The sequence below is a fragment of the Pseudomonas sp. Snoq117.2 genome (assembly GCF_900110545.1).
GTDB classification, from domain to species: domain Bacteria; phylum Pseudomonadota; class Gammaproteobacteria; order Pseudomonadales; family Pseudomonadaceae; genus Chryseomonas; species Chryseomonas benzopyrenica.
The window spans coordinates 470,806-490,574 of record NZ_FOED01000001.1 but is presented as its reverse complement, the minus strand read 5'-3'; the positions used below and the strand labels follow the sequence as shown (position 1 = coordinate 490,574).

At 65.2% G+C, this 19,769-nt stretch carries 16 protein-coding genes and 2 tRNA genes; 6 read left to right on the top strand and 12 right to left on the bottom strand.

Annotation, left to right across the window (positions count from 1 at the left end):
• Nucleotides 1-301 precede the first annotated feature (301 nt).
• Complete coding sequence (locus tag BMZ43_RS02450; protein ID WP_093249540.1) at nt 302-1,153, top strand: CvfB family protein; 852 nt, start codon at nt 302-304, stop codon at nt 1,151-1,153.
• Here BMZ43_RS02450 and BMZ43_RS02445 read toward each other — a convergent pair.
• The 6 genes from BMZ43_RS02445 to BMZ43_RS02420 all read right to left on the bottom strand — a co-directional run bounded on the left by BMZ43_RS02445 (nt 1,107) and on the right by BMZ43_RS02420 (nt 7,588).
• Nucleotides 1,107-3,728, bottom strand: coding sequence for a ligase-associated DNA damage response DEXH box helicase (locus BMZ43_RS02445; protein WP_093249536.1), 2,622 nt, complete (start codon nt 3,726-3,728; stop codon nt 1,107-1,109). The two genes, BMZ43_RS02450 and BMZ43_RS02445, sit on opposite strands and share 47 nt — an antisense overlap.
• 11 nt (nt 3,729-3,739) lie before the next feature.
• On the bottom strand, nt 3,740-5,071 hold the full coding sequence (locus BMZ43_RS02440; protein WP_068385523.1) for a deoxyguanosinetriphosphate triphosphohydrolase: 1,332 nt from the start codon (nt 5,069-5,071) through the stop codon (nt 3,740-3,742).
• Between the two features lie 94 nt (nt 5,072-5,165).
• Nucleotides 5,166-6,344: an EAL domain-containing protein gene (locus BMZ43_RS02435; RefSeq protein ID WP_068385526.1), complete on the bottom strand. Its 1,179-nt coding sequence runs from the start codon at nt 6,342-6,344 to the stop codon at nt 5,166-5,168.
• Between the two features lie 102 nt (nt 6,345-6,446).
• Entirely contained in the window at nt 6,447-6,788 is a 342-nt protein-coding gene (locus BMZ43_RS02430) for a hypothetical protein (protein WP_064306573.1), read from the bottom strand.
• A complete protein-coding gene (locus tag BMZ43_RS02425; protein WP_017639721.1) occupies nt 6,785-7,177 on the bottom strand; it encodes a phage holin family protein in 393 nt (130 codons plus the stop codon). The genes BMZ43_RS02430 and BMZ43_RS02425 overlap by 4 nt, the downstream gene beginning before the upstream one ends.
• 15 nt (nt 7,178-7,192) lie before the next feature.
• The gene (locus BMZ43_RS02420) at nt 7,193-7,588 is read right to left on the bottom strand and encodes an ElaB/YgaM/YqjD family protein (protein ID WP_017639722.1); all 396 of its coding nucleotides are present in this window, start codon (nt 7,586-7,588) and stop codon (nt 7,193-7,195) included.
• A gap of 330 nt (nt 7,589-7,918) precedes the next feature.
• On the opposite strand from BMZ43_RS02420, the gene BMZ43_RS02415 reads away from it, so the two are divergent.
• Nucleotides 7,919-8,206: a DUF3509 domain-containing protein gene (locus BMZ43_RS02415; protein WP_007159080.1), complete on the top strand. Its 288-nt coding sequence runs from the start codon at nt 7,919-7,921 to the stop codon at nt 8,204-8,206.
• Between the two features lie 126 nt (nt 8,207-8,332).
• Here BMZ43_RS02415 and BMZ43_RS02410 read toward each other — a convergent pair whose 3' ends face one another.
• The 4 genes from BMZ43_RS02410 to BMZ43_RS02395 all read right to left on the bottom strand — a co-directional run bounded on the left by BMZ43_RS02410 (nt 8,333) and on the right by BMZ43_RS02395 (nt 14,072).
• Entirely contained in the window at nt 8,333-8,758 is a 426-nt protein-coding gene (locus tag BMZ43_RS02410) for a hypothetical protein (RefSeq protein WP_068385529.1), read from the bottom strand.
• A 19-nt stretch (nt 8,759-8,777) separates the two neighbouring features.
• Entirely contained in the window at nt 8,778-9,059 is a 282-nt protein-coding gene (locus BMZ43_RS02405; RefSeq protein WP_017639725.1) for a DUF3509 domain-containing protein, read from the bottom strand.
• 97 nt (nt 9,060-9,156) lie between these two features.
• Nucleotides 9,157-10,035 (bottom strand): dTDP-4-dehydrorhamnose reductase, encoded by an 879-nt coding sequence (gene rfbD / locus BMZ43_RS02400; protein ID WP_093249532.1) that lies wholly within the window; start codon nt 10,033-10,035, stop codon nt 9,157-9,159.
• Nucleotides 10,036-10,601: 566 nt separating this feature from the next.
• Nucleotides 10,602-14,072 (bottom strand): hybrid sensor histidine kinase/response regulator, encoded by a 3,471-nt coding sequence (locus BMZ43_RS02395; RefSeq protein ID WP_093249527.1) that lies wholly within the window; start codon nt 14,070-14,072, stop codon nt 10,602-10,604.
• A 158-nt stretch (nt 14,073-14,230) separates the two neighbouring features.
• On the opposite strand from BMZ43_RS02395, the gene BMZ43_RS02390 reads away from it, so the two are divergent.
• Nucleotides 14,231-14,797, top strand: a complete 567-nt coding sequence (locus BMZ43_RS02390; protein ID WP_068385532.1) for a GNAT family N-acetyltransferase — start codon at nt 14,231-14,233, stop codon at nt 14,795-14,797.
• Between the two features lie 175 nt (nt 14,798-14,972).
• Entirely contained in the window at nt 14,973-17,489 is a 2,517-nt protein-coding gene (locus tag BMZ43_RS02385; RefSeq protein WP_064306568.1) for a putative bifunctional diguanylate cyclase/phosphodiesterase, read from the top strand.
• On the opposite strand, the gene BMZ43_RS02380 is transcribed toward BMZ43_RS02385, so the two are convergent.
• Nucleotides 17,379-18,320 carry a bile acid:sodium symporter family protein gene (locus BMZ43_RS02380; RefSeq protein WP_093249521.1) on the bottom strand — a complete coding sequence of 314 codons (942 nt, stop codon included), beginning with the start codon at nt 18,318-18,320 and terminating at the stop codon, nt 17,379-17,381. The two genes, BMZ43_RS02385 and BMZ43_RS02380, sit on opposite strands and share 111 nt — an antisense overlap.
• A gap of 112 nt (nt 18,321-18,432) precedes the next feature.
• The gene (gene rdgC / locus BMZ43_RS02375; protein WP_007159072.1) at nt 18,433-19,353 is read right to left on the bottom strand and encodes a recombination-associated protein RdgC; all 921 of its coding nucleotides are present in this window, start codon (nt 19,351-19,353) and stop codon (nt 18,433-18,435) included.
• A 211-nt stretch (nt 19,354-19,564) separates the two neighbouring features.
• On the opposite strand from rdgC, the gene BMZ43_RS02370 reads away from it, so the two are divergent.
• Together BMZ43_RS02370 and BMZ43_RS02365 are read left to right on the top strand one after the other, a co-directional pair.
• Nucleotides 19,565-19,640, top strand: a tRNA-Val gene (locus BMZ43_RS02370).
• 13 nt (nt 19,641-19,653) lie between these two features.
• Nucleotides 19,654-19,730, top strand: a tRNA-Asp gene (locus tag BMZ43_RS02365).
• The last annotated feature ends 39 nt before the right edge of the window (nt 19,731-19,769 follow it).

Genomic DNA, 19,769 nt, shown 5'->3' with positions numbered 1-19,769 from the left:
GTTGAGTCGGTGGGAAGGCATCTATCGAGCAAGCACCGATCACTTTCATGCAAGCAGCGCTGCCCGGACGTCAGCAGGCTCCATCTGCTGTGAACGGCAGGTAGGTCTTCAGCACGGCATGGCACCAAACCGTGCCGGGATAGCGTCGCATCGGATCGGGGTTCGCTACCCAGGCGACACCCGGCGGCCATCAAGGCTTCGAACGATGCTGAGCGATCCTTTCAAGGGTCCAGGGTAGCGAGCAAGCAGTGGCTTTGCTGATCGCGGTAAAATGCACCGCTTTCTACAGGAGTCTCCACTCATGGCCTTGCTGGGTCGCTTCAACAGCTTGCAGATTTTGCGCAACACCCCCATCGGTCTGTTCCTGGATGCCGGCAATGACGGCGAGGTGCTGCTGCCGCGCCGCTATGCGCCCCGCGACGAACCCTGCGCCGAGGGCGACTGGCTCAACGTCTTCCTCTACCTGGACAGCGAAGACCGCCTGATCGCCACCACCGAGAAGCCGAAGGTGCAGGTCGGCGGCTTCGCCAGCCTGCGGGTGGTAGAGGTGGGTCGGGTAGGGATCTTCCTCGACTGGGGTCTGCCCAAGGACCTGCTGTTGCCGCACTCCGAAGAGAAGCGGCCGCTGCAGGTGGGCGATCACTGCGTGGTGCACGTGCATCTGGACACCCGCACCCGGCGGATCGTCGCCACCGCGCGGCTGGATCGCTATCTGGATCGCGAGCCAGCGCGCTACAAGGTCGGCCAACCGGTACCGCTGCTGGTCGTCGAGCAGACCGATCTCGGCTATAAGGTGATCGTCGACAACAAGCACTGGGGCCTGGTGCATCGCAACGAGGCCTTCAAGCCGCTGCGCCTGGGGCAGCGGGAGCGGGGCTTCATTCGCGAGGTGCGGGCGGACGGCAAGATCAGTCTGACCCTGCAGCCCCAGGGTGCTGCCGCCGGTACCGATCTCGCCGAGCAGATCATCAGCCTGGCCAAGGCGCGGGGAGGGGTGCTGGAGCTCAGCGACAGCAGCCCGCCGGCCCTGATCCATCAGCTGTTCGGTGTCAGCAAGGGCAACTTCAAGAAGGCCATCGGCCATCTCTATCGCCAGGGCCGGATCGTTATCGAGGACGACCGGATTTCTGTACGCGAGGACGCCGCGGACTAGCGCCGCGACGGGGTGTCAGATCGCTGTCATGGCTGGGTTGCACCAGGGATTCGGGATCGAAGGCGCGCGCGCGCTCGTCCGGTCCGGCTTCGCGCTCCAGGTCGCCGACCAGGCGGGTGATGCGATCGGCCAGCTTTTCCGAACTCAGGCTCTCGCGTAACCGCTCGACCATGAGTGGCAGGGCGAAGGGCGAGGGATGGTCCAGGGTAACCAGGCGCAGGGGCAGGGCGCCGGTCCGGGTCAGGGTCTGCTGCAAGCGGTCGGCATCGAGTTCCTGGCGCAGCACCTCGGTCTGGGCCTGGCCGAGCAGCAGGTTGTCGGGATCGTATTGGCGAAACACCTGATAGAAGAGGCTGCTGCTGGCCTGCAACTGGCGATTGCTCTTGTGCGCCCCTGGGTAGCCGGAAAAGATCAGCCCGGAGATGCGGGCGATCTCGCGAAAGCGGCGCTGGGCGAGTTCGGCGGCGTTGAGGCTGGCCAGGGTATCGCTGACCAGGTTGTCGGTGGTGAAGAGACTGGCATCGAGCAGCTCCTGCCAGTCCAGGCTGACCGGCGAGACCAGTTCCAGGCCATAGTCGTTGACGGCGATGGAAAAGGTGCAGGGGCGCCGCTGCGCCAGGCGCCAGGCCAGCAGGCTGGCCAGCCCCAGGTGGGCATGGCGCCCGGCGAAGGGATAGAGGAACAGGTGCGAGCCTTCGCGGGATTCCAGCGTCTCGGCGAGCAGGTAATGAGCGCTGGGCAGGGCCGACCACTGCCGTTGCACATCCAGCAACGGTTGCAGCAGGCGCATCTCCGGGCTCTCGTAGCGCTGCGCCTCGGCGTCTTCCAACAGCGCCAGGACGTGCTTGGCGAGGGTGTCCGAAAGCGGCATGCGACTGCCGCTCCAGCGCGGGATGGCGGCCTTGCGCCCGCTGGCACGGCGCACGTACACCGTCATGTTTTCCACCCGTACCAGTTCCAGGGTACGACCGGCGAAGAGAAAGTGGTCGCCGGGCCGCAGCCGGGCGATGAAGCCTTCCTCGATGTTGCCCAGGCGATTGCCGCCGCCGCCCTTGGACCAGAACTGCACATTGAGGCTGGTCTCGCTGACGATGGTGCCGATGCCCAGTCGATGCCGCTTGGCCAGCTGCTTGTCGGGGACGCGCCAGATGCCCTCGGCGTCGGGTTCGGCGCGGCGATAGTCGGGGTAGGCCGACAGCGAGGCGCCCCCGTTGCGAACGAAGGCCAGTGCCCAGATCCACTCGCCTTCGCTGAGGTGGCGATAGGCCCAGGCGCTGCGGATCTCCGGTAGCAGGTCGTCCGGTTCGAAGCCGCCTCCCAGGGCCACGGTCACCAGGTGCTGCACCAGGACATCCAGGGGCTTGGCGGGTGCGGTGCGCGCCTCGATCTCGCCCGCCGTGATGGCACGGCGGGTGGCCGCCGCATCCAGCAGGTCAAGGCTGTAGGTGGGGACCAGGGTCGCGCGAGAGGCGCGGCCCGGGGCATGGCCGCTGCGACCGGCGCGTTGCAGCAGTCGGGCGATGCTCTTGGGTGAGCCGATCTGCAGTACCCGCTCCACGGGCAGGAAGTCCACGCCGAGGTCGAGGCTGGAGGTACAGATCACCGCCTTGAGCTGGCCATTCTTGAGACCGGCCTCCACCCATTCGCGGGCCTGCTTCTCGATGGAGCCATGGTGCAGGGCGATCAGACCGGCCCAGTCCGGGCGCGCCTGCAACAGGGCCTGGTACCAGAGTTCGGTCTGGGCGCGGGTGTTGGTGAAGACCAGGGTGGTGGGGCTGTCCTCCAGTTCGCGGATCACCTGCTGCAGCAGGCGCATGCCCAGGTGCCCGGCCCAGGCGAAGCGCTCGACGCCGCCCTCGGGCAACAGGGTGTCCACCTGCAGGCGCTTGTCCTGGCGACCCTGCACCAAATGCCCCGGAGCGCCGGCCAGCAACACGTCCAGCGCATGGGCCTGGTTGCCGAGGGTGGCCGACAGGCCCCAGGTCTGCAGCCCGGGATTCCAGCGCCGCAGACGGGCCAGGGCGAGTTGGGTCTGGGTACCGCGCTTGTTGCCGAGCAGTTCGTGCCATTCATCGATGACCACCAGGCGGACATGACCCAGGGCTTCCTGGGCGTCCTCCCGCGACAGCAGCAGCGACAGACTTTCGGGCGTGGTCACCAGGGCCGTCGGCAGCCGGCGATTCTGCCGGGCGCGCTCGCTGCTGCCGGTGTCCCCGGTACGCAGGCCCAGGGTCCATTCCAGCTCCTCGTCGAGCACCGGGCGCTCCAGGGCGCGCAGGGTATCCGCCGCCAGGGCGCGCATGGGCGTCAACCAGAGCACGGTGAGCGGCGGTGGCGCCTGCTTGCGCTTGCTGGGCAGGCCCTTGGCCGTGATCGGCTTGGGCGCGACGAAGGCATCCAGGGCGGCCAGCCAGACGGCGTAGGTCTTGCCCGAGCCGGTGGTGGCGTGCAGCAGGCCGGACTCCCCGGCGGCGATGGCCTTGGCCACCTCGCGCTGGAAGGGAAAGGCCTTCCAGCCCTGAGCGGCCAGCCAGCGACTGCCGGGGCCCTTGCGCGTGCGGGGTGCGGTGGCCATCGTGGCGCTCCTTAAACCGGGTTCGAACGCCCGGTCATCTCGGCCGCCATGGCGGTGGCATAGCTGTCGGTCATGCCAGCGATGAAGTCGATCACCCGCATGAAGGCCTGGTGCAGGGTCCAAGAGGGATCCGGCGCGCTGTTGCCCAGCAGGTCGAGGATGCGGCGACTCTTGAAAGAAGGCTCGCGTCCGCGGTGCTGTTCCAGGGCGGCGCCGCAAAAGGCATTGAGCAGGATTTCCAGGGTGGTGTAGGCGCCGATCTCGTGCAGGGTCTTGCGCTTGTCGTGGAAGATCTTTTCCCGGGCCAGGGCCTTGGCGCGCTGCACGCAGAGCTTTGCCGGACCGGCCATGTGCTCGACCAGGTCATCGCCCAGGGTGCCGGCGAGCAGGGCGTTCTGCTGATCGACGAAGGCGCGAGCGGTGGCGTTGGTCAGGTGCTCGATGGCCTTGCCGCGCAGGATCGCCAACTTGCGCCGGCGGGAATCCCGCGGCCCCAGCTGGCGATAGGTCTCGGGCAGGTCGTCGCCGACCAGGCCCAGCAGCAGCGCCTCGACCTCGGCATAGTCCAGCAGCTCCATCTCCAGGCCGTCTTCCAGATCGATCAGCCCATAGCAGATGTCGTCGGCGGCCTCCATGAGGTAGACCAGCGGATGCCGTGCCCAGCGTTCCGGACCCAGCAGCGGCAGTTCGAGTTTCTCGGCGATCTGCTCCAGCAGCGGCAGCTCGCTTTGGTAGCAGCCGAACTTGTGCTTCTTGTAGCCAGGCGCCGCGGCATAGCGTGACGTCCAAGGGTACTTGAGATAGGTACCGAGGGTCGCGTAGGTCAGGCGGGTGCCGCCGTCGAACTGGTGGTATTCGAGCTGGGTCAGCACCCGGAAGCCCTGGGCGTTGCCCTCGAAGTGCAGGAAGTCCTGGCGCTCCGCCTCGCTCATGTCGTCCAGCCAGCCGCGGCCGGCGGCCTGGGTGAACCAGTAGCGGATGGCGTCTTCGCCGGAATGGCCGAAGGGCGGATTGCCGATGTCATGGGCCAGGCAGGCGGATTGCACCACCATGCCGAGGTCGCTCGGATCGCACCACTCGGGCAGGGCGCCTCTCAGACTCTCGCCCACGCGCATGCCCAGGGAGCGGCCGACGCAGCTCACCTCCAGGCTGTGGGTCAGGCGGGTATGAATGTGATCGTTGCTGGTGACGGGATGCACCTGGGTCTTGCGTCCCAACCGGCGGAAGGCGCCGGAAAAGATGATGCGATCGTGGTCCTTGTGAAAGGGGCTGCGCCCCAGTTCATCCGGGCTGTGCAGGGGTTTGCCCAGCCGTTCGCGGATAAGAAGTGTCTGCCAGTCCAAGGCCGTCCTCGAGCTATCACCGATAGGGGGAGCGCCGACGATTGCCGTTCGGCGCTTCTGCGTTCTGACCTCGGCAACATACGATCATCACCGCTTACTTGGCAAAGCCCGGCAATTGACTGGCATCCAGGTCGATCAGCAGCAGGCGCTGGCCGCTTTCCAGGAACTGGCTGGCGGTCAGGCAGTACTGGTTGGTGGTGGCATCGCGATAGACCGTCGAAAGCGCCAGGCGGCGCTCGTTCCAGCCTTCGGCCAGCAGGGCATAGAAGTAGGGGCGCCAGGACCAGTTGTGATTGAGGTAGCGGCGATTCTCGCGCCAGAACATGCCGTTCCACTCCAGATTCGGGGTGATCTGGGTGCCGGTGCGGTCGCACTGGTAGATGCGCAGCAGCCCGGGAAACGCCTGGGGATCGGGCAGGGCGCTCAGGGGACCGCCGTGTTCCGCCCAGGGTCTGAGCTGGGTGACGAATTCGGCTAACTGCTGGCGCAACTCCAGCAGCCGGGTCTGCTGGGCCAGCTTGCCGTCGACGAAGCGACTGCGCAGGCTGGCGAAGCGTTGCTGATGACTGTCGCTTGCGCCCAATTCGGCGGTGGCCTCGGCGAAGAGGAAGCCCTGGACGTAGCGAGCGCCGCACTCCAGGGCGAAGTCGAGTTCGGTCTCGGTCTCGACGCCCTCGGCGATCAGCCAGCAACCGGTCTTTTCGGCCATCTGTGCCAGCGCCTTGACCGCCTCGCCCCGGGTGCCACCCCGCGCGGCGGCCTGGAACAGGCACATGTCCAGCTTGAGGATATCCGGCTGCAGATCCAGCACCCGATCCAGTTGCGAATAGCCGGAACCGAAATCGTCGATGGCGATGCGGATGCCGCGTTCGCGATAGCGGGCGACGGTTTGGGTCAGGCTCGGCAGATCGCCGGCTGCTTCGGTGATCTCGTAGACGATCCGTGTCGGGTCGATACCGGAGCGCTCCAGCTGCGCCAGGCTCGGCAATTCGGCACCGCGTTCCAGTTGACTGATCCAGCGCGGCGAGAGGTTGAGGCTGAGAAACCAGTCATCCGGGGCGCTGGCGAAGCGCTGCAGGGCGTCTTCCCGCAGGGTGCGGTCCAGCTGCAGCAGATCCGGGGTCGGGGTATGGGGATCGGCAAACAACGGGCCGACAGAGGTGTAGGTGCCATCGGCCTGCCGCAGTCGGCCAAGTGCCTCGACGCCGGCAATGCGTCCAGTCGCCGTATCGATGAAGGGTTGGAAGAAGGCAGTGGGTTGACCTGGTAGCACGGTGGTTCCTTATCGTCTGACCGCAGTGGAATGCGTGGCGGGATAGCCAGCATGCGATAAGGATGCCACCCGTGAAAACGGCTCCCTGGGGAGCCGTTCGTTCTAACGAGGCGGTGGCAGCGGCTGGTCCGCCTGTTCGCGGTGCCGATTCTGCAGGCGATTGACGATGGGATAGAGCGCCAGACCGATACGGGCCAGGCGACCCACGGCGCCGAGGCGCTTGCCGAACAGCGACAGGAACACCGTGGCACCCAACATCAGGGGCTTCTTCGCTGAACTGGCCACCTTGTCCCGGTTGGGTCGTACCAGATCGCCGATAAGGCTGATGGGATTGTGCAGGGGCTGAGCGTTGTAGATCAGCTGCTGGCGATACATCTCCATGCGCAGCCTGACCAGTTCCTTGCGCTTGGCCTGGCTGGTGGCGGAGCTGAGCGGCTGGTTCATGGCAGTAGGCGCTCCCGGTTGCGATTGAGTTCTTCCAGGGTGGCGTGGAAAGGGGCGGCACCCTTGACCAGGCTCAGTGCCCGCAGGATGCAGATCACCAGCGCCACGGCATAGAAGGCGCACAGACCCAGGGTCGCGGTCATGCGGTAGGTATCCCAGAAGGCGATGATGATGGCCGCCGAAACACCCACCAGCACCAGCAGACCGAAGATCAGACTCAGGCCGGTAAAGAGGAACAGCTGGAAGGTACGGACCTTCTCTTCCTGGACCTCGATGCCCAGCAATTCCAGGTGGCTCTGCAGCAGGCCTACCACCGCGCCGGCGAGACGCTTGACCGATGGCTTGGGCGCCTCGTCAGGCAGCTCCCGTGGAGGAGAGGAGGTGTCCATGATGATCCCCCAGGCTTAGCGGCGCGAGGCCAGCAGGCCGATCAGGAAGCCAACGCCGGCAGCGATGCCAAGGGCCTTGAAGGGATTGTCGACCACGTATTCCTCGGTGGTCTCCTTGGCGGCGACGCCCTGGCGGTAGAGGTCATCCTGCTTGGTCTTGAGCACGTCGCGGGAGCGCTCCAGGCTGGAGCTCAACTTGGCGCGCAGTTCGTCCGCCTGCTCACCGGCCATGCTGGCGGTGTGCTTGAGCAGTTGCTCGGCGTCTGCCAGCAGGGTGTGGAATTCATCGGTCAACGCCTGCTCGGCCTCGCCCAGATGACGACGGACCCGGTCAGTGTTCTGCTTGTGTGCCTGCTCATGGATGTCAGCAGCAAGCTCGTCTTTGATCACGGGAGGGGTTTTGTCGTTCATGGCGCGCTCCTGATAGGCGATGGGTATCCGTTTCAGCCCTTTCGAGTGAGGGCTCCGACCAAAGGTTCCGCGGGCCAGAGCCGTCGTCAAGGGCGCGCTAGGCGGCTACAGGTCCAAGCACACAGCGGACGAATGGTCATACCTTACCCATTTCGCCCCTTTAAAAGTTCCCCGCTGATCGTCAATTAGAAGAGCTGGCTCACAAAACGGCGTACTACCGCCATTGGTCGTCTTATTCAAGTAGAGCGCTAGAACTTTGCTGTTTCTATCACTGTCAGTTGCGTCGTATTTGATCATCCATGCACTTCTAGACAAATAACAGGGGGAAGAATGGAAAACGCCATTGATAGACTGACCGCCGCTTTCAGTACTTATAAATGCTCGGTTACGGCACCTCGCCCCGATGGCAGTATCGTGCTGACGGTGCAGGATCAGCAATGTGACGACGCTCGCGTGAACCGAGTGGTCAGTGCCCGGCAACTGGGCGAGAGCCAGCTGCTGAAGACGGTGATTGACGAGGTTCGCAAGGATGTTTCGCTGCGGGCCGGCGCCCTGGCGCCACAGTCCATGGCGGTGTTGCGTGCCACCGGCGCCAATATGCTGAGATATTCCGAGTAAAGATTCTGCATCAGAACGCTTCAGCGCGAGACTTGCAGTACGAATGCCTGGGTATTCGTTGGTCTCGAACGTTGAAGAGTTAAAGAGGGCAAACAAGCCCTGAGCGTTTTTCCCGCGACTTTTCTCTTAGCTCTTGCACTTCAACAGGCGGCATCCCGCACAGGGAAGTTGAGTGGCAGGTAGTTCGTACATAGGGCAGGCGACGTCCACTACACCCCAGGACGGAAAGCCCTGTCCAGCCTGCACGGCGGCCAGCCGCGCACTGGCGATCACACCATTGAGCAGATCCTCTTCTCGATACAGCGCCTGGCGCAAGGCCGGCGAGCGATAGAGGATGCGTCCGCATCTGTCCAACAGGGTGAAGGAAAATCGACCGGTACGGTCCGGCAGGGTCGGCCAGACCTTGAGCGGTGCCAGCTGTTGGTCGAGCCGCGCACAGGTCAGCTGGTACAGCGAAGTCTGGGCGGATTGCAGCGTCGGTACCGTCTCCACGCCATCCAGTAACGTCGTGGGATTCGCCGTCTGCACGGGACTGCTGATCAGGCCTTCCATGGTTTGCATAGATCCTTGCTCAGTTCGCGACGGTCAGACGGTTGACGGTACCGCTGCCGCCTGCCAGCAAGGCCGTAACGCCGTGACCTTCGTCGATGGCGATACCCAGCCGGATGCTGTCGATCAGCCGCGCGAGGCGATTGTGGTCGTGCAGCTGCTGTTTGCTGATCAACCGCTTGACCTTGACGCCACTGTCGTCCGACAGCGTCAGACTGACGCTGCCGTCGAGGCGCTCGATGCGGAAATTGACCCGGAAGTCATGCTCGAAGGCTGCGGCGATGAGTTGGAAGGGGTTGTCCATGACGTACCTGACTGGCGTGAGCGGGGTCAGTGCCATTGACTTCAAGGGACAGGGGTAGTTCTGGGAGAGATCCCAGAAGTATGACCGGCGGCCCGTTTCAGCCGCCCACCTGAAGCTCGCGCTCGTTCCAGCACTGCTCGAAAGCCGCTTGCCAGTCGGGTAGCGGCTGGCCCAGCACCGCGGCCAGCTTTTCGGTGGACAGGCGGGAATTGATCGGGCGATGGGCCGGGGTGGGATAGGAGCTGCTGGGGATGGGATTGAGGCGTGCCTTCAACCGACCGGTCTCGCCCAGGCGCCGAGCGATCTGCTCGGCGAAACCGAACCAGGAAGTGGTGCCGTTGGCGGTCAGGTGATAGGTGCCCCAGAGATCGCCCTTGTCGCTGTGGGCCAGCAGGCGGTCAGTGGCATCGGCGATGGTACGCGTCCAGGTGGGCGCGCCGATCTGGTCGTCGACGATGTTCAATTCGTCGCGCTCGCTGAGCAGCCGTACCATGGTGCGCAGGAAGTTGTTGCCCTGCCAGGAATAGACCCAGCTGGTGCGCAGGATGAGGTGACGCTCGGCGTGTTCGCGCACGGCATTCTCGCCGGCCAGCTTGGTCCGCCCATAGACATTGAGCGGGCAGGTCGGATCCTCTTCCCGATAGCGGCCGTCCTGGCTGCCATCGAAGACATAGTCGGTGGAGTAGTGGACCATCGGAATGCCGAGCTGTTGGGCCGCCCGGGCGAAGACCTGGGGTACCCGCTCGTTGATCAGGGTAGCGGTCTGGGCATCGTTCTCGGCAGCGTCCACGGCGGTATAGGCAGCGGCATTGATGATGACATCGGGCTTTGCGGCCAGGACGCGGTCATGAAGCGCGTCCAGCTGGGTGAAATCCACCTGGGCCCGGCCAACCACGGTGACCTGGGCCTTGGCGGCCAGCAGCACTTGCAGTGCCTGGGAAAGTTGTCCGTGTTGACCCGCGATGAAGACGTTCATGAGACTGAGCTATTCCAGAAGGCTGACGCGTCCATGCCTGTTTGACCAGTTGGGCGTCGCCGTGACAGCCCTGAGCGAAAAGGGGCAGTCTACCCGATGACCGGCAGAGGACAAGGCTAGCCTTTGGCCTGCCTGCCGCTCTGAGCGGTGGCTCTAGCCTGCGGGCTGCCCCTGGGCCTCGGGTACGAAGGAGCCTGAAAAAATTTGTTTCACGAATACTTGACAATTGTGCGACCGCTGACAGGTTTCCGTTGGTCATTTTTTCAGTGAGTTGTGCACAACCTGTGCTAGCGCTTGTCAAGCCCACTCGACGCCAGGGTTTTCCCAACCAAAAATCCTGCTTTTGAATTAAGTTGTTGATTACGTTGAACTTATCAAAGTGATTAAAAAATGATCAACTTGTTCGGGGCGCCCGCAGAGCAAGGCTCCGGGTTCTTTTCCACCATGTTTTCAACAAAGTTATCAACAGAAGCTGTGGATTGTTCCGTAGGATGAGGGCTACAGAACCTTAATCGACGCTGAACGAAAGACCTATCGAAAGCAGCGTTCAGGCAGTGCTGTCCAGGTCAACCGGACAGGGCCAGCTGACGACTCAACAGGGCACGCAGCGAGGCCGGCTTGACTGGTTTGGGCAGGAAATCCAGCCGCGCCTGGCGGACCTTGGCCAGGCATTCCGGGCGGCCATCGGCGCTGATGACGATGCCCGGGATATCCTGCCCCAGCCTCTGGCGGATCCATACGGCGACATCCGGACCGGTATCGGCGTCGCTCAGGTGGTAGTCGACGATGAGCAGGCGCGGCACCAGGCCCTGTTCCAGCAGGGCGGAGCATTCTTCGCGACTGCGCGCGGTCCAGACCTGGCAGCCCCAGCGACCCAGCAGGCTGCGCAGGCCCAGCAGGATGCTGTCTTCGTTGTCGATGCACAGCACCGGATCACCGGCCAGGGGCTGGGCCGCTTCGCTGGCGGTCGCGGCTTGGATGGCCAAGGCGGGCGCCAGGGGCACCTTGACGCTGAAGACGCTGCCGTGGCCCGGCCAGGAGCGTACCGAGAGTTCGTGGCCGAGCACCCGGCAGAGGCGGTCGGCGATCGCCAGGCCGAGGCCCAGGCCCTTTTCCGCGCGGGTCTGGTGGCTGTCCAGTCGCTTGAATTCCTCGAAGATCAATTCGAGCTTGTCCGCCGGAATGCCAGGACCGCTGTCCCAAACCTCCAGGCTCACGCTCTGGCCCTGACGACGCACCCCGAGCAATACCCGGCCATGGGCGTATCTCAGGGCGTTGGTGAGGAAATTCTGCAGTACCCGACGCAGCAGCTTGCTGTCGCTGTTGACCACCAGCTGACTGCCGCGGATGCGCAGGCTGGTGCCCTGATCCTGCGCCAGGGCCTTGAATTCGACGCCCAGGGCGTCGAACAGAGTGGCCAGGGGGAAGGGCGCCGGCGTGGCCAGGATGCGCCCGTTCTCCAGGCGAGAGATGTCCAGCAGATCGGCGATCAGGTCTTCGCTGGATCTCAGGGCACTGTCCATGTTGCGTACCAGCTCCTGGGCCTCCTGGGCCAGGCCGTCCTGGTGGGCGAGGGCGGCGGTGAACAGGCGGGCGGCGCTCAGCGGCTGCATGAGGTCGTGGCTGACCGCGGTGAGAAAGCGACTCTTGGACTGGTTGGCCGCTTCCGCGTGGGCCTTGGCTTCCTCCAGTGCCTGGTTGAGCTGGGAGAGTTCGCGGGTGCGTTCTTCGACGCGCTGCTCCAGGCCTTCGTTGGCTTCGCGCAGGGCGCGCTCGGCCTCGCGGAAGGCGGTGATGTCGGTAAAGCTCATCACGAAGCCGCGCCCGGGCATGGGGCTGCCGATCAGCTCGATCACCCGGCCATTGGGAAAGGTGCGTTCCGAGGTGTGGGGGATGCCCTGGCGCATCCGTTCCACCCGGCGGGCTACGTGCTCGTCGGCATCGCCCGGTCCGCAGAGGCCGCGCAGGGCGTTGTAGCGGATGATCTCGGCGATGGGCCGGCCAACCTGGATCATGCCGTCGGGATAGTCGAACAGTTCCAGGTAGCGCTGATTCCACGCCACCAGGCGTAGCGACTGGTCGACCACGCTGATGCCCTGGGAGATGTTCTCGATGGCGCCCTGCAGCAGCGCCCGGTTGAATTCCAGCACCTCCGAGGCTTCGTCGGCGATGCGCACCACATCGTCGACCTGCATGTCGCGGCCTTCGATGGCGGCCTTGACCACCGCGCGGGCGGAGGAGGCGCCGATCACCCCGGCCAGCAGTCGCTCGGTCTGGGCGATCCATTCGCTGTTGGCGTTCATTCCGGGGTGATAGGTCAGGCCGCTCTGCTCGGCGAAGCGGCTGAAGCTCAGGCGGGCGCGCTCATCACCCACGAACCGGGCCGCGAGCAGGCGCAGGTCCTCCAGCTTGACCGCCAGCAGGGCGCGATTGCGCGGTCGGGGCAGGGCGTACTGGGCGATGAAGCGCCCGGCCTGCCAGTATTCCGAGACCCGGGTGCGCGAGAGCAGCGATACCAGGGCGAACAGCAGGAAGTTGCCGGCCAGGGACACCAGGGCGCCGACGGTGGTCGGCTGCAACGTCCGCTCACCCGTGGGCTGCTCGAACCAGGCCAGGCCTGGAAAGGCCCCTAGTGGCCATTGCAGGCTGGTGGCCACCACCGGCAGCACCATCAGATAACCCCAGAGCAGCGCCCCGGCGGTGAGCCCGGCAAAGACGCCGCGGCGATTGGCGGCCTTCCAGAACAGCGCCCCGACCATGGCCGGTCCAAGCTGGGCGATGGCGGCGAAGGCGATCTGTCCGATGGTGGCCAGGCTGGCATTGGAGCCCAGCAGGCGATAGCTGCAGTAGGCCAGGACCAGGATGACCACGATGCTGGCGCGGCGCACCGTGAGCATCCAGTGGCTGAACACCGCATGGGGACTCTCCACCTGGCCCCGGCGCTTGAGCAGCCAGGGCAGGACGATATCGTTGGAGATCATGGTGGAGAGCGCGACGCAGGCGACGATCACCATGCCGGTGGCCGCCGAGGCGCCGCCCAGAAAGGCCAGCAAGGCCAGCCAGGGCCGCTCCTGGGCCAGCGGCAGGCTGATGACGAAGGAGTCGGGCAGCACGCCGCCGGGCAGATGCAGCTGGCCGGCCAGGGCGATGGGGATGACGAACAGGGCGGCCAGCGCCAGGTAGAGCGGAAACACCCAGCGCGCCAGGTTGACGTCCCGGGTATCGGTGTTTTCCACCACCGTGACATGGAACTGGCGCGGCAGGCACATCACGGCGATGAAGGCCACGCCGGTCTGGATCAGCAGGCCCGGCCAGTCCAGCGTCTCGCGCCAGTATTCCTGCAGCTGCGGCGCCTGCTGGGAACGGGCGAGCAGGTCGCTGAAGCCATCGTGCAGGTCGTAGGTGACCCAGAGGCCGACGGCGAGAAAGGCGGCGAGCTTGACCAGGGATTCGAAGGCGATCGCTAGCATCATGCCGCGATGGTGCTCGGTGACATCCAGGTTGCGGGTGCCGAAGAGAATGGCGAACACCGCCAGCACCAGGGAAACGAACAGCGCCGTGTCCTGGGCACGAGTGCTCAGGGATTCGGCATTGATGCCGGTCAACAGGTTGACGCCGATGACGATGCCCTTGAGCTGCAGCGCCAGGTAGGGCAGGACGCCGACCAGGCAGATGAGCGCGACGACGATGGCCAGGGTCTGGGACTTGCCATAGCGGGAGGCGATGAAGTCGGCGATGGAGGTGATGTTTTCCTTCTTGCTGATCAGCACCATCTTCTTGACCAGTTGCGGCGCCAGCAGCAGGAAGAGAATGGGGCCTAGGTAGATGGGCAGGAACGACCAGAGCTGGTCAGCGGCCTGGCCGACCGCGCCGAAGAAGGTCCAGCTGGTGCAGTAGACGGCCAGCGACAGGCTGTAGACCCAGGCCCGCAGGCGCGGCCTGAGCGGTGGGCGGCGATCGCCATAGAAGGCGATGGCGAACAGCAGGGCTAGGTAGCCGAGGGTAACGGTGATGATCAGCCCGCTGGGCAGGGACATGGCGACTCCAGACATTCCAGGCGCCCATCGCGCCCGGACAAAGTGTCGCACCTTGGGGTGCCAGACGTCAGTTCTGGCGCGCGATGGGATGACGGTGGGTTGAGCCAGACGGCCGGCCCTGTTAGGTTGGCGGGCTGATTCAAGCGAGAGAGACCGTCATGTTCCAAGCGCAGCCCATTTCCCTGCAACGTGGTGCGCTGCGCCTGGACCCCCTGGCGGAGGGCGACGTGCTGGAGCTGGTCAGCCTGGCCGAGCGCAATCGCGAGGCGCTGCACTACCTGAGCGGCCCCCTGCGGCCGGATTGGTATCGTCAGGCGCTGGCCGAGGGGCGCGAGGGGCGCGCCTTGCCCTTCGCCGTGCGGATCGCCGACCGGCTGGTGGGCACTACCCGCTTCGCCGACTTCCTGCCGGCGCTGCCCGCCGCCGAGATCGGCTGGACCTGGCTCGCCAGCGAGCAGCATGGCAGTGGTCTCAACGGCAACATCAAGTACCTGATGCTACGCCATGCCTTCGAGCACTGGCAGCTGGTGCGCGTGCAGCTCAAGACCGCGGCGACCAACCTCAGGTCCCAGGCCGCCATCGAGAAGCTGGGCGCGGTCCGTGAAGGCCTGCTGCGTCATCATCGGCGGCTGGCCGACGGTCGTCTGGACGACACCGTGATGTACAGCATCACCGACCGCGAATGGCCCGAGGTGAAGGCGCGGCTGGAAGCGTCCTTCAATTAGGCACAGGGCCTGGGCTACCGCTCGTCGGCAGTGCCAGGACCGCGAGGGGTCTATGTCGCTTGTTTGGCGTCAGTAATCCAGCGCGAAGTCCTTCCAGAGCAACAGTTTTCCGCGAAACGGCCGACATGCCTGCTCAATGGCAAGAATTCGCCCGTCTCCTTTTGCGGATCGCTGTATGTTTTCACTGTCGCCTTCCTCTGCGCTGCGCACCCTGCGGGTCGTCTGGCCCTTCGTCATCATCCTGTCCTGCCAGGCGCTGGTCGCCATCGTCAGCCTGCAACTGCTGTCGACGGTGCGTGCCTATGTCTCGGCCGAAAGCCTGTGGAGCAAGAGCCTCGGCAACGCCATGCTGGCGCTGGGTGCCTACCTCGACGAAGGGCAGGCCGAGGCCTACCACGACTACCTGGCCTCCATCAGCGTCAATGACCTCGACCGTGCGGCGCGCGAGGCGCTCGACAGCGGCGGCCCGCCTGCCGAGGCGGCGCGGTTACTGCGCCTGGCTGGCAATCACCCTGACGATATCGACGGCCTCATCGCACTCTTTCAGATGGCTCGCCATGTGGAGCCCTTCGAAGGGGTGATCGCCCGTTGGCAGGTCACCGATCCCTACATGGACGAATTCCAGGCCCTGGCACGTACCGGCTTCGAGTTGATCAAGCTGCATGGACCGGGGCCGGCGCTGATTCCGCTGAAACGCCAGCTGCTGGATCTGCACGACCGGATGATGCCGGAAACGGTGGCCTTCTCGGAGCGTCTGGGGGTGGCGTCACGCCAGCTGGTCGCGGCGCTGTTCATCGCCAATGTCCTGGTCGGCGCCTTGCTGGTGCTGCTGGCGCTCTGGCGCATGCACAGCCTGGTGCAGCAGCGCTGGCGCTCCGAGCAGGCGCTGCAGGCCGAGAAGGAACACATCCAGGTCATCCTGGCCTCCCTTGGCGATGCGGTGCTGGCCCTCAATGACCAGGGGCGGCTGCTCTATCACAATCCGGCAGCCGAACGCCTGCTGGCGCGGCGGGAGCTGGTCGCAGGCACGCCCGTCACCCACCTGTTCGATATCCAGACCGAAGACCAGCCGGCCTCGACCCTGCCCTTGGCCGAGCGGCTGCGCAGTCCGGACTGGTTGGCGGGCAACGAACCCCTGGCGCATCAGCTGGTGCGCGTCGATGGCACCCGGGTGCCGGTGGCGCTCACGGTGACCGCGCTGCCACGGGGCGAATCGGGGACCGGCGTGGTGCTGGTGATGCATGACCAGACCCGCGAGCGGGCCTTTCTGCATGACCTGGCCTGGCAGGCCAGTCACGATGCCCTCACGGGATTGGTCAATCGCCGTGAATTCGAGACCCGGCTGGAACGCCTGCTGGCCCGGCAGGACCTGGCGCGAGCCTCCTTGATGTTCATCGATCTGGATCAGTTCAAGATCGTCAACGACACCTCCGGGCATTTCCATGGCGATCGCCTGCTGCGCCAGCTGTGCGAATTGCTCGGGCAGCAGCTGAGGGAAGAAGACTGCCTGGCGCGCCTGGGCGGTGATGAATTCGGCGTCTTGCTGGAGAACCGTGCGCCGGCTGAAGCCGAGGCCGTGGCGGAGCGTCTGCGCTGCTGCGTGGGCGCGCTGCAGTTCGAGGCGGCCGGGCAGGGCTTTCGCGTTGGCCTGAGCATCGGCGTGGTGCATCTGGGTGGTCAGGCTCTTGCACCGGAGGAAGCCCTGCGCCTGGCGGACCTGGCCTGTTACGCGGCCAAGGACAAGGGCCGCAATCGCATCCAGGTCTTTGCGCCGGGTGATGTGGAGCTGGACCAGCGCCATGGCGAGATGGCCTGGGTGCAGCGATTGCACCGGGCGCTGGCCGAGGACAGATTCCGCCTGTACGTCCAGCCGATCCTCGGGCTGGGTGGCGAGACGGCCACGGATCGCCATGTGGAGGTGCTGCTGCGGCTGGAGGAGGGCGACCGCTTGATCGCACCCGGTGCCTTCATTCCGGCGGCGGAGCGCTATGGGCTGATGCCGGACCTGGATCGCTGGGTGATCGCTGCGGCGCTGGCCCGTTTCGCCGAGTTGCCCAGCGGACTGCTCGATACCCTGGCCATCAACCTGTCCGGGCACTCCCTGGGCGAAGCGGGATTGGCGGATTTCGTCAGGGAGCAGCTGCACCGCTGGCAGATCGCGCCGACGCGGATCTGCTTCGAGATCACCGAGACCAGCGCCGTGGCCAACCTGGATGCGGCACGCCAGTTCATGGACGAGTTACGCGGCCTGGGGGTGCGATTCTCCCTGGACGACTTCGGTGCCGGGATGTCGTCCTTCACCTATCTCAAGCATCTGCCGGTGGACTACCTGAAGATCGATGGCAGCTTCGTTCGCCATCTGCTGGAGGATGCGGTGGACAGCGCCATGGTCGAGGCGATCAATCGGCTGGGGCATCTCACTGGAAAGAAGACCATCGCCGAGTTCGCCGAGAACGCCGCGGTGATCGCGGCCCTCGGCGCCCTGGGCGTCGACTATGCCCAGGGCTATGGCATCGCCCGGCCGCAGCCCTTCACCGAGGACACCTGCCAGGCGCTGGTCCGGCAGGTGTGGCACGAGCCCTCAGGGGCGGGCGTCGTCGTCCTTGAAGCGGCGGAAAAGGGTGGCCAGGAGCGCCCCGGAGATGTTGTGCCAGACGCTGAACAGGGCGCTGGGCACCGCTGCCAGCGGTGAGAAATGCGCGGTGGCCAGGGCGGCGCCGAGCCCGGAATTTTGCATGCCCACTTCCAGCGCCAGGGACTTGCGCTGGGCTACCGGCAGCTTGCAGAACTTGCCGGTGAGATAGCCGAGCAGGAAGCCGAAGCCGTTGTGCAGGATCACCACTGCCATGATCAGCAACCCGGATTCGGCGATGCGCGCCTGGCTGGCGGCCACCACCGCGGCGACGATCACCACGATGCTCACCACCGAGGCCAGCGGCAGCACCTCGACCAAGGCGCCGACACGATGACCGAGCAGGCGCTGGGCGACCAGGCCCAGGGCGATGGGCAGCAGCACCACCTGCAGGATCGACCAGAACAGGCCGCCAAAGGAGATCGGCAGCCAGGTGGAGGCCAGCAGCCAGATCAGCGCCGGGGTCAGCAGGGGGGCGAGCAGGGTGGTCACGGCAGCGATGGCCACTGACAGCGCCAGGTCGCCCTTGGCCAGCCAGGTCATCACGTTGGACGCCGTGCCGCTGGGGCAGCAGCCAACCAGGATGACGCCCACGGCGATCTCCGGCGGCAGGTGGAACAGCTGGCAGAGCGCCCAGGCCACGCCCGGCATGATGACGAAGTGGGCCACCACACCCAGCAGCACCCGCCAAGGGTGGCGACCGACGGCGGCGAAGTCCTCGACCTTGAGGGTCAGGCCCATGCCGAACATGATCACCCCCAGCAGCGGCACGATTGCCACGCCCAGTGGCTTGAACACCTCAGGGGCGAAGAACGCCAGCAGGGCGGCGAGCAGTACCCAGAAGGCGAAGGTATTGCCGACGAAGCGGCTGAAGGCGGCGAGCGCGCGCATGGGTTGAACTCCTGTCGAAAAGGCAGAAAAAAGGCCGGTCTCTGCCGGCCTTGGGGGCTGTCCACGTGATCGGATGAGCCTTGTGACTCAAGCGATCACGCGCAGGTCGTCATTACAGTCCCTGGGGCAGCTCTTCGCCACCCAGGGCTTCGATCAGCTGTGGCAGGAATTCCGCCAGGGTCATCATCATCAGCACGAAGCTGGCGTCCTGCTGGCCGAGGGCGTCTTCGCCACCGTCCTGTTCGGCCTGGTCCTGCAGGAGGTCCTCGAACTTCAGGCGCTTGATGGTGACCTTGTCGTCCAGCAGCAGGGCCAGCTTGTCCTGCCAGGCCAGGGCCAGCTTGGTGACCAGCTTGCCGGCGCCCAGGTGGTTCTGGATCTCTTCGCTGGTCAGGTCCTGACCCTTGCAGCGCACCACGCCGCCATCTTCGCCCGCATCGCGCAACTCGCACTCGTCGAGGATGTAGAGGCCATGGGTGGCGTCACCAGCCTTGACCCAGTCGGTGAACGTGGCCATCGGCGCCTGCTTGACGCCCAGCGGCCGTACCGGCAGCGAGCCCAGGGCATCGCGCAGGGTGGAGAGCAGGTCCTCGGCGCGCTTGGCGCTGGAGGCGTCGACCAGGATCCAGCCCTGCTTGGGATCGATGGCGGCATAGGTGGTCTGGCGACGGATGAAGGCGCGGGGCAGGAAGGCCTGGACGATCTCGTCCTTGATCTGCTCCTTCTCCTTCTTGTAGACCTTGCGCATCTGCTGGTTTTCGATCTCGTCGACCTTTTCCTGCACGGCTTCCTTGACCACGCTGCTGGGCAGGATGCGTTCTTCCTTGCGCGCGGCGATCAGGAAGAAGCCCTGGCTTTCGTGCACCAGCGGCAGGTCCGGGCCCTTGCCGAAGGGGGCGACGAAGCCATAGGTGGACAATTCCTGGCTGGCGCAGGGGCGCGCTGGCTTGGCGGCGAGGGCGGCTTCGAGGGCTTCGGTCTCGAAGGCGACTTCCTGGGTGAGACGGTAGACGAGCAGATTACGGAACCACATGGTGTCACTCCCAAAAACGAAGCGCGCATTATCCGCGTCGCTCGCCCCGGAGGCCAACCCCGGATCGCGGTGGTCGTCGGGAATGCGCGCTTTCTCCAGTTGCCTGGAAGGGCAGCGCTAAGCCTTTGGAAGTGCTGGGAAATTTTTTTTCAAAAAGGGGTTGCCAGGTCGTAAGCCCCTCCGTAGAATGCGCCCCACTTCGAGAGCAAACGGGTGATTAGCTCAGCTGGGAGAGCATCTGCCTTACAAGCAGAGGGTCGGCGGTTCGATCCCGTCATCACCCACCACTCGAGGTAATGCGCAGCGGTAGTTCAGTCGGTTAGAATACCGGCCTGTCACGCCGGGGGTCGCGGGTTCGAGTCCCGTCCGCTGCGCCATTTAAAGGTTGTCTGGTCCTGAACGCCAGCAGCCATCGA

Excerpts from the sequence above, each read along its gene's own strand:
- BMZ43_RS02450 (WP_093249540.1), top strand. The coding sequence starts at position 302 with ATGGCCTTGCTGGGTCGCTTCAACAGCTTGCAGATTTTGCGCAACACC.
- BMZ43_RS02445 (WP_093249536.1), bottom strand. The coding sequence starts at position 3,728 with ATGGCCACCGCACCCCGCACGCGCAAGGGCCCCGGCAGTCGCTGGCTG.
- BMZ43_RS02430 (WP_064306573.1), bottom strand. The coding sequence starts at position 6,788 with ATGAACCAGCCGCTCAGCTCCGCCACCAGCCAGGCCAAGCGCAAGGAA.
- BMZ43_RS02425 (WP_017639721.1), bottom strand. The coding sequence starts at position 7,177 with ATGGACACCTCCTCTCCTCCACGGGAGCTGCCTGACGAGGCGCCCAAG.
- BMZ43_RS02420 (WP_017639722.1), bottom strand. The coding sequence starts at position 7,588 with ATGAACGACAAAACCCCTCCCGTGATCAAAGACGAGCTTGCTGCTGAC.
- BMZ43_RS02415 (WP_007159080.1), top strand. The coding sequence starts at position 7,919 with ATGGAAAACGCCATTGATAGACTGACCGCCGCTTTCAGTACTTATAAA.
- BMZ43_RS02410 (WP_068385529.1), bottom strand. The coding sequence starts at position 8,758 with ATGGAAGGCCTGATCAGCAGTCCCGTGCAGACGGCGAATCCCACGACG.
- BMZ43_RS02405 (WP_017639725.1), bottom strand. The coding sequence starts at position 9,059 with ATGGACAACCCCTTCCAACTCATCGCCGCAGCCTTCGAGCATGACTTC.
- rfbD (WP_093249532.1), bottom strand. The coding sequence starts at position 10,035 with ATGAACGTCTTCATCGCGGGTCAACACGGACAACTTTCCCAGGCACTG.
- BMZ43_RS02395 (WP_093249527.1), bottom strand. The coding sequence starts at position 14,072 with ATGTCCCTGCCCAGCGGGCTGATCATCACCGTTACCCTCGGCTACCTA.
- BMZ43_RS02390 (WP_068385532.1), top strand. The coding sequence starts at position 14,231 with ATGTTCCAAGCGCAGCCCATTTCCCTGCAACGTGGTGCGCTGCGCCTG.
- BMZ43_RS02385 (WP_064306568.1), top strand. The coding sequence starts at position 14,973 with ATGTTTTCACTGTCGCCTTCCTCTGCGCTGCGCACCCTGCGGGTCGTC.
- BMZ43_RS02380 (WP_093249521.1), bottom strand. The coding sequence starts at position 18,320 with ATGCGCGCGCTCGCCGCCTTCAGCCGCTTCGTCGGCAATACCTTCGCC.
- rdgC (WP_007159072.1), bottom strand. The coding sequence starts at position 19,353 with ATGTGGTTCCGTAATCTGCTCGTCTACCGTCTCACCCAGGAAGTCGCC.